Annotated in this window: 11 protein-coding genes; 3 read left to right on the forward strand and 8 right to left on the reverse strand. The window is 64.6% G+C overall.

Annotation, left to right across the window (positions count from 1 at the left end):
• The 5 genes from EN781_RS15750 to EN781_RS15770 all read right to left on the reverse strand — a co-directional run.
• Positions 1 to 381 (reverse strand): hypothetical protein (locus EN781_RS15750; RefSeq protein ID WP_189347602.1); only part of this gene is annotated, 381 nt, incomplete at its 3' end.
• 156 nt (positions 382 to 537) lie between these two features.
• Entirely contained in the window at positions 538 to 1,521 is a 984-nt protein-coding gene (locus EN781_RS15755; protein ID WP_126056992.1) for a 2-hydroxyacid dehydrogenase, read from the reverse strand.
• The gene (locus EN781_RS15760; protein ID WP_126059266.1) at positions 1,518 to 2,540 is read right to left on the reverse strand and encodes a LacI family DNA-binding transcriptional regulator; all 1,023 of its coding nucleotides are present in this window, start codon (positions 2,538 to 2,540) and stop codon (positions 1,518 to 1,520) included. Before EN781_RS15760 ends, EN781_RS15755 begins: the two co-directional genes overlap by 4 nt.
• 67 nt (positions 2,541 to 2,607) lie before the next feature.
• A complete protein-coding gene (locus EN781_RS15765) occupies positions 2,608 to 3,492 on the reverse strand; it encodes a DMT family transporter (RefSeq protein WP_189347604.1) in 885 nt (294 codons plus the stop codon).
• A 194-nt stretch (positions 3,493 to 3,686) separates the two neighbouring features.
• A complete protein-coding gene (locus EN781_RS15770; protein ID WP_126056990.1) occupies positions 3,687 to 4,094 on the reverse strand; it encodes a DUF2000 family protein in 408 nt (135 codons plus the stop codon).
• A 49-nt stretch (positions 4,095 to 4,143) separates the two neighbouring features.
• Between EN781_RS15770 and EN781_RS15775 the strand changes: the two genes are divergently transcribed.
• A complete protein-coding gene (locus tag EN781_RS15775) occupies positions 4,144 to 5,052 on the forward strand; it encodes an AraC family transcriptional regulator (RefSeq protein ID WP_127400131.1) in 909 nt (302 codons plus the stop codon).
• A 197-nt stretch (positions 5,053 to 5,249) separates the two neighbouring features.
• Here EN781_RS15775 and EN781_RS15780 read toward each other — a convergent pair whose 3' ends face one another.
• Together EN781_RS15780 and EN781_RS15785 are read right to left on the reverse strand one after the other, a co-directional pair.
• A complete protein-coding gene (locus EN781_RS15780; RefSeq protein ID WP_126056989.1) occupies positions 5,250 to 5,720 on the reverse strand; it encodes a MarR family winged helix-turn-helix transcriptional regulator in 471 nt (156 codons plus the stop codon).
• A 219-nt stretch (positions 5,721 to 5,939) separates the two neighbouring features.
• Positions 5,940 to 6,671, reverse strand: coding sequence for an intradiol ring-cleavage dioxygenase (locus EN781_RS15785; protein WP_126056988.1), 732 nt, complete (start codon positions 6,669 to 6,671; stop codon positions 5,940 to 5,942).
• A 135-nt stretch (positions 6,672 to 6,806) separates the two neighbouring features.
• On the opposite strand from EN781_RS15785, the gene EN781_RS15790 reads away from it, so the two are divergent.
• Positions 6,807 to 7,850: a GTP-binding protein gene (locus EN781_RS15790; RefSeq protein ID WP_126056987.1), complete on the forward strand. Its 1,044-nt coding sequence runs from the start codon at positions 6,807 to 6,809 to the stop codon at positions 7,848 to 7,850.
• A 348-nt stretch (positions 7,851 to 8,198) separates the two neighbouring features.
• On the forward strand, positions 8,199 to 9,173 hold the full coding sequence (locus EN781_RS15800; protein ID WP_126056986.1) for a WD40 repeat domain-containing protein: 975 nt from the start codon (positions 8,199 to 8,201) through the stop codon (positions 9,171 to 9,173).
• A 6-nt stretch (positions 9,174 to 9,179) separates the two neighbouring features.
• On the opposite strand, the gene EN781_RS15805 is transcribed toward EN781_RS15800, so the two are convergent.
• Positions 9,180 to 9,745, reverse strand: a 566-nt coding sequence (locus EN781_RS15805) for a hypothetical protein (protein ID WP_245492600.1), incomplete at its 5' end; no start/stop codon positions are given.

Below are 9,745 nucleotides of genomic sequence, written 5' to 3' on the forward strand. Positions count from 1 at the left end.
ATCGTGGCTCAGCGCCAGAAGCGGCGTGACCGGGGCGTAGGACTCGTAGCCGTCGCCATCGGCCACGCTGAAAGTGACGATCGGATCGATGCCGTTCGCGCTGAAGGCGACCGTGCCGTCAGCCTCTTCGCGCCAGAATTTCGCCCGCTCGATGCCGGGCAGCAGCTTGCGGCAGTTCGGGGCGACGGTCAGCAGCGACAGGCCGTCCGACATATTGGCGCCGCGCCGGACAGCGCAGGCCGCCTCGTCGCCATTGGCGGTCAGCCGGTAGCTGCTGGAGGAGGCTGTTTCACTGGCGATGCTTTCGCCGCTGCCGCCGTGAAAGAGCTGGACGCCACCGGCCACCGCGGCCGCCGCCATCAACGCAGGAATAAGCTTCACCCGATCTCTCCGTGCATTTGAGGCGCGCCGGCGCGCTTCAAACCTGCCTTCATGTACAAGGCCCGAACCGCGCCGCGGCTTTTGCCTATGCATAACGAAGTATGCAGAATGATTTCAAAAGGGTTAATCGGGCGTTAACAAGTGTGGCGGGGCGGGTCAGCCGCGCGGCCTGACCTGCGCCGTCTCCGGCACCGGCGTCAGCGGCCGGCGCTCGCTGAACCAGGATACGAGATTGTCGACACAGAGATCGGCCATGGCGCGGCGCGTGTGGTGCGAGGCCGAGCCGACATGCGGCAGCAGTGAAGTGTTGGGCGCTACCAGCAACGCCTTGGGCACGTTCGGCTCGTCGGCAAAGACATCGAGGCCGGCGGCGGCGATCGTGCCGCTGGCGAGCGCTGCGGCAAGCGCCGTCTCGTCCACCGTGCTACCCCGGCCGATGTTGACGAAGACGCCGTTTGGGCCGAGCGCCGACAGGATCTCGGCGTTGATCGCCTTCTCCGTGGAAGCGCCGCCCGGTACCACGCAAATCAGCGTATCGACCGCGTCGGCAAGGCCCTTCAGCGTCGGATGGTACTGGTAGGAAAGACCTTCGACGCGGCGCCGGTTGTGATAGGCGACCGACAATCCAAAGGCCTCCAGACGCCGGGCAATGGCCTGCCCAATACGGCCCATGCCGAAAATGCCGACACTTCGGCCGCGCAAGGTCAGCCGGCTCAGCGGGTAGCTGCCTTTCTTCACCCAGTTGCCGTCGCGCAGCCATTTCTCGGCGGCATACAGCTCGCGCACGGTGTTGATCAAAAGGCCGATCGTGGTGTCTGCGACCTCCTCGGTCAGCACGTCCGGCGTGTTTGTGACCATGATGTTTTTCGTCGCCGCATGGCCGGCATCGACAGAATCATAGCCGACGCCGAAAGAGGCGATGAGTTCGAGGTTGGGCAATGCATCCATCATCGCCGCATCGATGCCGGCGAAGGAAGCAATGGCGCGCACCGTACGGCGCATTTCGTCGGTGACCAGCGCCGCATCGGCGCGTTCGATCCTGACCCGTTTGAAGGTGCGGTCGATGCGCTCAACCGCGTGGTCGTTGAAATGCCCCGGCACCAGAACGGCGACGGTCTGCAACTGTTCAGCCTTCGTCATCCACGCTCCACCGGCTTGCCGGTCGACTGGCGCACATGCAGTTCCGGCTTGATCAGTTCCTGCGACGGCCGCACCGTCTGCCCATTGAGCTTGTCGAGCAGCGCGCTGGCGGCACGCCGGCCGACCTCGCGCTGGCCATTCCAGACCGTGGTCAATGCCGGTGTCGCGATTGCCGCCTCCTCCAGATCGTCATAGCCGGTGACCGAGATGTCGACGCCCGGCACCAGGCCGGCGCGCGCGATGCCGTTCATCAGCCCGATGGCGACGAGGTCATTCCAGCAGCAGGCCGCGGTCGGCTTGTCCTTCAGCGCCAAAAACTGTCCGGCGGCCTCGAACCCGGCCTGTTTGGTGCGCGGGCCGGCGATGCGCCAGGACGGCTTGACCTCCAGCCCCGCCGCCTCCATGGCGTTGAGATAACCCTGGTAGCGGTCGCGGCCGGTCGACGTCTGATCGGTGCCGCCGATCATGGCGATGCGCTTGTGGCCGAGCGAGATCAGGTGATTGGTGGCCAGCGCCGTGCCGTAGGCGTCGTCGCCGCGGAAGACCGGCACGTCGGCCCCGGCGACGCTGCGCGCGATCAGCACCGCCGGCAGGCCGTTGTCCTCGGCCATGACGATGTCCTCGGCTGGCGTGCCGATGGCCGGCGACATGATGACGCCGTCGGCGCCGAGCTGCAGCAGCGTGTCGATGAAGGTGCGCTGCTTTTCGAGCTGGTCGTAGTGGTTGGACAGGATGAAGGTCTGCCGGCTGCGGTCGAGTTCGCTCTCGATCGAGCGCAGGATCTCGGCGAAGAACGGGTTCATGATGTCGTGCACGACGACGCCGACAATGCCGGAGCGCGAGGTGCGCAGGCTGGCGGCGCGGCGATTGTAGATATAGCCGATGGCGCGGGCATGTTCCTTGATGCGGTCGCGTGTGCTGCCCGCCACCAGCGGACTGTCGCGCAGCGCCAGCGACACCGTGGCCGTGGACACACCGAGCGCATCTGCGATCGTCGAAAGCTTGATCTTCTGTGCCAGCCCCTTCGCTCCTCGAACCGATTTAAACTGTTTAAAGGCGGCTCTTATGCCATCGATCCGGGGCAAATCAAAGTTTTTTTGCCAGGGCTTCGGCCTCTGCGTCCAGCGTGGCGCTGTTGCGCAGGCGAAGCCGGTGTTCGCGATGGATGATGTAAAGGCCGCTGGCGACGATGATGGCTGCGCCCAGCAGCGTCCAGCGGTCAGGGAACTGGTTGAAGATGACCCAGCCGGAGATGATCATCCACACCATCTGCGAATAGGGGTAGGGGGCGAGCGCCGTGGTGGTCGCCAGGCGATAAGCCTGCACCAGCAGCCAATGGCCGGTGGCGCCGAACACGCCGAGCATCAGGAGGATGAACCAGTGCCACGCGTCATGCGGCAAGGCATGCGACAACGGCAGCGTGGGCAGGAGCAGCACCGCCGGCGCCAGCGCCGAAAACAGGATCAGACTTTCGGAAGTCTCGCTCGCCGACATGCGGCGGGTCATGATGACATAGAAGCTGTTCGACAGCATCGAGCCGAGCGCGAAGAGATGGCCGATGCCGAACACGCCGACGCCGGGCCGCGTGATGATCAGCACGCCGACGAAGCCGGTCAGGATCGCCAGCCAGCGCCGCCAGCCCGCCCATTCGCCAAGCAGCGGACCGGCAAGCGCGGTGATCACCATCGGCCCGAAGAAGTAGATCGATGTCGTCTCGGCCAGTTGCAAGGTTCGCAGCGCGAAGATGTTGCACATGGTCGAGCCGAACAGGAAGGCGCCGCGCAGGATGTGCGCGGGCAGGTTCCTGGCGCGAAAACGCGACGGCGCGCGCCAGCCGCGCAGGAAGACGCCGACAAGCAGCACATGAACGATGAAGCGAGCCCAGGCGACGATCAGCGCCGAGACGCCGGCCAGCACCAGATATTTGCTGCTGGTGTCGAGAAAGGTGAAGCAGACGTACACGCACAGCATCAAAAGCATCGCCGCTGGCGGCGTTGCGCTGTCGTCTTGATTTTTGGGAATGCTCAAAGTCGGGCCGGGGAAAGGTAGACGCCACCCTTTTGCGGCAATCGCCGCTGGCCGGCAAGCCAAAAGCGACTGGCCCAACAAGCGTCCCGGACAGGCTCAGTCGAGGCGCTGCCGTGGACCAGCGCTGCCGGCCTGAATCATGACTGCATGCGGGCGCCCTTGGTGATCTTGTCGACGAGCTTCTTCTCGGCACGGAGCGCGATGCCGACGACCCTGGCGTCTTCGGGCGCGAATTCGGCGAAGGCGGCGCGGTTGGCGGCGTCGTGCCCGGTCGAGAACATCTCCTCGACATAGGCCGATGCCGTCACCCCGCGCTCCAGCGCCCGGCGATGAATCGCGTTCAGCGTCGGCCCGTCCGCCGACAGCACGATGACCGGCTGGATCGACAGCGGGTTGTAGATGTTGCCGGCACGGTCGCGGTAGGGCTCGCCGATGATCTCCGGAAACTGAGCGACGATGCCGCTGGTGAGAAACGCGGTGACATTGAGCTTCTGCCAGACGGCGAGATCGTCCCTGAGCACGATTGCAAATTTCGTATCGAACACCAAGATTCAAGTCTCCGGGAGGCGGCCTATGACAGGCCTGGTTGAAGCTATGGCGCACGATCTAGCCGCAGAGCCTGTGCAGGGTCTTGAACGTTCGTGCTCGGGCGAGGTCGCTCCCGGGGACCGTATCGTGTCGGCGCCGGGCGGCACTGGCATCGAACGCATCGAGGCGCGCTTCCACGGCAACGCCTTCGAACTGCACCGCCACGACACCTACGCCATTGGCGTGACGCTCGATGGCGTCCAGCGCTTCCACTATCGCGGCGCGCTGCGGCACAGCCTGCCCGGCCAGGTGATCGTGCTGCATCCCGACGAACTGCACGATGGCGGCGCCGGCACGGAGGAAGGACTGCGTTATCGCATCCTCTATCTGGAACCGTCGCTGCTCATTGACTGCCTGGATGGTGAGCCGCTGCCTTTCGTCGCGGACGCCGTGGTGAGCGACCCGGCGCTGCGCGGCACGCTGCTGTCGGCGCTGGCGCTGCTGCAGGAAGAGTTGGACGAGCTGTTCGTCGCCGATTTCATCGCGCAGCTGGCGCGGAATCTGGGCCGACATGCCGGACAGCCGGCGAAGCCGATGGGAATGACTGCATGGCGCGCAGCAGCGCTTGCGCGCGACTATCTCGAAGAGAATGCCGGGCGGCCGGTGCGGTCAGGTGAGCTGGAAGCCGTTACCGGCCTCGACCGCTACGCGCTCTCGCGCCATTTCCGCGCCACTTACGCCACCAGCCCGCACCGCTTCCTTGTAATGCGCCGGCTGCAGCGGGCACGACGGATGATCGAGGCTGGCGAGCCGCTGGCCGAAATCGCCGTTGCCGCCGGCTTCAGCGACCAGAGCCATTTCAACCGTCATTTCAAGAAGGCGTTCGGGCTTACGCCCGGGCGTTGGTCGATGCTGGTGCGAAGCGGGACACGCAGCGTCGTCGCTCCACACATCCACGTTGGCATTGTTCCGTAAGCGCGACGCGCAGCGTCGTCGCTCAACCCACCCACGTTGGCATTGTTCCGTAAGCGCGACGCGCAGCGTCGTGGCCCTTTCCGCTAAGCCGCCGATGCTAGGGCGCTACTTGAAGGGCAACGCTGGCGCACTGCACCGCGACGACGCTTCGCGTCGCGCCTACGCGTCGCTGCGAGACGACGCTGACGCGTCGCTCGTTAATCATCGAGTTCGGCGTCGTCGTCGATGAGCACCAGATCTTCGTTGGAAAGGTTGGCCTCGACCCGGGCGAGCAGCTTGAACAGCGCCTTCTGGTCCTTCTTGTCGAGGCCCTTCAGCGCCTGCTTTTCGGTCTTCTTCACCGACTTCTCGATGGCGCGGATGGTCTCGCGGCCGGTATCGGTGAGGAAGATATGCGCCTGTCGGGCATCGGCGTTGGAGGCGCGCTTTTCGAGAAAACCTTGCGCCTGCAGCCGATTGATGGTCTTGGTGATGGTCGGCGGGCGCACGCCGAGACGGCCGGCGAGGTTGCCCGGCGTCTGGCCGTCCTCGCGGTCGAGCGCCAGCATGATCTGGTCCTGGCCGGCATAGAAACCATGCGCCAAAAGCCGGGCGGCGAGCGCCGTTCGCGCCAGTCGCGCCGCCGAATGCAGCCGGCTCATTGTCGCTGTCTTGTCCGCCTTGGCCATGGTCATCCCTCTTCGGCCGAACCGGTGGCGACAGCATAGAGGCTGCCTGCCGGTTGGCAATCGACGATCGAAAAGAATCCGGCTTGCAGAACAGCTTTGCCGGCAAGCATTGCGACGTCCGCCGTGGTGATGCCAGATGTTTATTTCAGTTAGATGACAAACGACTTTTCCCCTGGAGGAAGGCTTTCCGGCGGGCGCGTCGAGGCGTGCAAACCAGCCTCAGACGGACTTCACCGCGACGACCAGGAGCGCCTGGTAGGAGTCCGCCGCCTCGCGCAAGGCGGCCTGCGACAGCGGTCCCGAGCGTCTCGCGATGCCGTCCTGCGCGTTCGATGTGTCGCGCTTGCCGGCGCGCTCGGCATAGGGCGAAACGGTCGAAAAGATCTGGTCGCTGAGCGCGTCGGGGAAGAACAACTGGCCGGTCATCACCGAGCGATCGTCCGGGAAGACTTTGAAGTGGATATGGGTGGTTCGGCCGCGATACCAGCCGGGATAGATGGTGGCGAAGGACACGATGCCGCTTTCGTCCGTCTTCTGCCAGCCGCGCAGGAAGATCTGGCCCGACGTGTCGACATCCTCGCCATCGCCCTGGCCCGGATAGCCGGAATAGTGGCCTTGCGCGTCGCAATGCCAGATGTCGACGCGCCCCCCTGCAAGCGGGCGGCAGGCGGCATCGACCACCTGCAGCGTGACAGTCAGACCGACACCGCTCTTTCCCTCGGTGATGTCGGCGCGTTCGAGCTTCGGGTCGAAATAGAACGGCCCCTCGGTCGCCTCTGGCGTGATGGCGCAGACGCCGGCGCCGGCATCGAAAAGGGCAAGCCCGGCATAGGGCGAAACCTGCGCGGCAGGCGCGGTGGACGGCACAAAGCTGCCGCCGCCGGCGGTGACGGCAATCAGGCCGAGCGCCCGGCGCCGGGAGATTGGCAAGGAAGCTCGCTTGTCGGACATCTGGCGCCTTTCTGGCCTGCCTGGCTGGCCCATCGGTTTGCCGCGTGCAAAAGCGTGGCACACATCCTATATGGAGCCGACACTCCCCTTTTCGAAGCCCGGAATTCCGAGGCGAGAAGACTTTTGAGGCAAGACATGAGCCAAGCGCAGACGCAGATTCCCGTAACCGTGCTGACCGGCTATCTCGGCGCCGGCAAGACGACGCTGCTCAACCGCATCCTGTCGGAGAACCACGGCAAGCGCTATGCCGTCATCGTCAACGAGTTCGGCGAGATCGGCATCGACAACGACCTGATCGTGGAATCCGACGAGGAAATCTACGAGATGAACAATGGCTGCGTCTGCTGCACGGTACGCGGCGACCTGATCCGCGTCGTCGAAGGCCTGATGCGCCGTCCCGGCCGCTTCGACGCCATCGTCGTCGAGACTACCGGCTTGGCCGACCCCGTGCCAGTTGCGCAGACCTTCTTCATGGACGACGACGTGCGTTCCAAGACCAAGCTCGACGCGGTGGTGGCGCTGGTAGACGCCAAGCACCTGCCGCTCAGGTTGAAGGATTCCAAGGAGGCCGAGGACCAGATCGCCTTCGCCGACGTCGTCGTGCTCAACAAGACCGACCTCGTCACGCCGGACGAACTCGCCAAGGTCGAAGCGACGATCCGCGCCATCAACCCGGCGGCCCGGATCCATCGCACCCAGCGTGCCGGGGTGGCGCTGGCCGAGGTGCTCGATCGCGGCGCCTTCGACCTTGCCCGCGCGCTGGAGAACGACCCACATTTCCTCGAAGCGCACGACCACGATCACGACCACCACGATCACGACCATGATCACCATGACCACGATCACCATCACGACCACGCGCATGCTTCCGACATCCATGACGTGACGGTGCAGTCGGTGTCGCTGCGCGGCGGCGAGATGGACCCGAAGAAGTTCTTCCCGTGGATCGAGAAGATCACCCAGATGGAAGGTCCGAACATCCTGCGACTGAAGGGCATCATCGCGCTCAAGGGCGACGATGAGCGCTATGTCATCCAGGGGGTGCACATGATCATCGAGGGCGACCACCAACGCGCCTGGAAGGATGGCGAGAAGCATGAGAGCCGGCTGGTCTTCATCGGCCGCGAACTCGACGCCGAGCGGCTGCGCAAGAGCTTCGAGGCCTGCCAGGCGGCTTGAACGTTCGGGAGGAGGACAGGCTGCTTAGGGTCATCAAAGCACTGCCAAGCATTCTGTAGCGACAATTTCCAACCGTTGGCGCCGCCCCTCATCCGCCTGCCGGCACCTTCTCCCCGTATAGTGACGGGGAGAAGAAGGCTGGCCGCAATGTCGACGCCTATTCTGTAGCGCTGAAGATTGGCGAAATCATCCGCGACAACCCTCTTTCTCCCCGTCACTATACGGGGAGAAATGTCCGGCAGGACAATGAGGGGCGGCGCCATCGCTGGCGATTATCCCCCTCATGGTTGCCGGACGTACAAACGTCGAGTAAGCCGCCTTCTGCACTTTCACCAGACAAAGATAGCCATGCCCACAGTCGCCCCGCTTGATCTCGAAGGCCATTGCGTCGCCGCCGTCTTCCTCGGCGATGTGCCGCATTTCGCGCTCGCCGATGGCACAATCCACCGCTTCGACAACGGGCAAAAGACCGCGCAGGCCAATGATGGGCTGCTTGCCGCCTTCCATGACGCGGCCAACGATCGGCTGATCACCGGCGGCGAGGATGGCAAGGTCTTTTCGATCACCGCGGGCGGCAACGTCCAGGAACTGGCGAGCGCCGGCAAAAAATGGATCACCAGCGTCACCGCCGGGCCGCAGGGCGCGATCGCCTATGCATCCGGCAAGACCGCCTTCGTGCGCTTCGCCGACGGCAAGACCAAGGAGTTCGCCCATCCGCGCTCGGTCGAGGGGCTGGCCTTCTCGCCCAAGGGCATGCGTTTCGGTGTCGCCCGCTACAATGGCGCGACGCTGCATTTCCCCGCCGCCGAGGGCAAGCCGGTCGAGCTCGAATGGGCCGGCGCCCATACCGGCATCGCCTTCTCGCCGGACGGCGCCTTCCTCGTCACCACGATGCAGGAGAACGCGCTGCATGGCTGGAAGCTCGCCGATGGCAAGCACATGCGCATGAGCGGCTATCCGGCAAAGGTCAAAAGCCTGTCATGGGCGCCCAAGGGCAAATGGCTGGCGAGCTCGGGCGCGCCGGCGGCGATCGTCTGGCCGTTTACCGGCAAGGACGGCCCGATGGGCAAGGCGCCGCTGGAGCTCGGCACGCGCGGCAACGCCATGGTCACCACGGTCGCCTGCCATCCGAGCCAGGATGTGGTGGCGATCGGCTATGACGACGGCATGGTGATGGCGGTGCGCTTCGCCGACGCCAAGGAAGTGCTGCTGCGCCGCCCCGGCAAGGGCGCCATCACCGCGATGATGTGGGACGGGGAAGAGCGCCGTATCGTCTTCGGCAGCGCCGCCGGCGACTGCGGCGTCATCGACATCACGGCGTAGGCTCGACTATTCTGCCCCGCAGGATACTTTGCCTTTGACTTCAACCGGCTTGCCGTCCTGGTCCGTATCCGCCGCGGCGTCGTAGATGGCGAGCGTATAGCGCCCGTCATAGACGCCCTCGTCGCTGGTCTTGGTCAGGATCGTCAGTTCGACCGAGTTGATACGTTCAGCGACTTCGTGCTCGTGATAGATGTTCAGCCGCAATTCCTCGCCGTCGAGCCAGTATTGCGTCAGGTTCGAATCCTCGAAGACGGTCTTGCGCAGGCTGTCGCCGGCAGGTCTGCCGAGAATTTCGAGATCACCGCGAAAATTGAACGTCGGCCCTCCCATGCCCCTGGTGACGCCGGCTTCGACCTGGAATATCGCCGCAGCATCCTCGGCGGAGCACCAGATGCCGCCGCTCGCAAGAGCCCCGCCAGCCGACAGAAGCAATGTCGCAGTGCAAATCATCGCACGCATTTTTTCTCCCCCAAAACCACAAGCCAGGCCCGTATTGATGCCGGGCTTTGCCTCGAGGTCAAGCGCCAGCCGGCTGCCGCTGAACCAATGCAGGGCAAGCCGGCGGCCAATTG

The organism is Mesorhizobium sp. M4A.F.Ca.ET.090.04.2.1 (assembly GCF_003999085.1).
Lineage (GTDB): Bacteria > Pseudomonadota > Alphaproteobacteria > Rhizobiales > Rhizobiaceae > Mesorhizobium.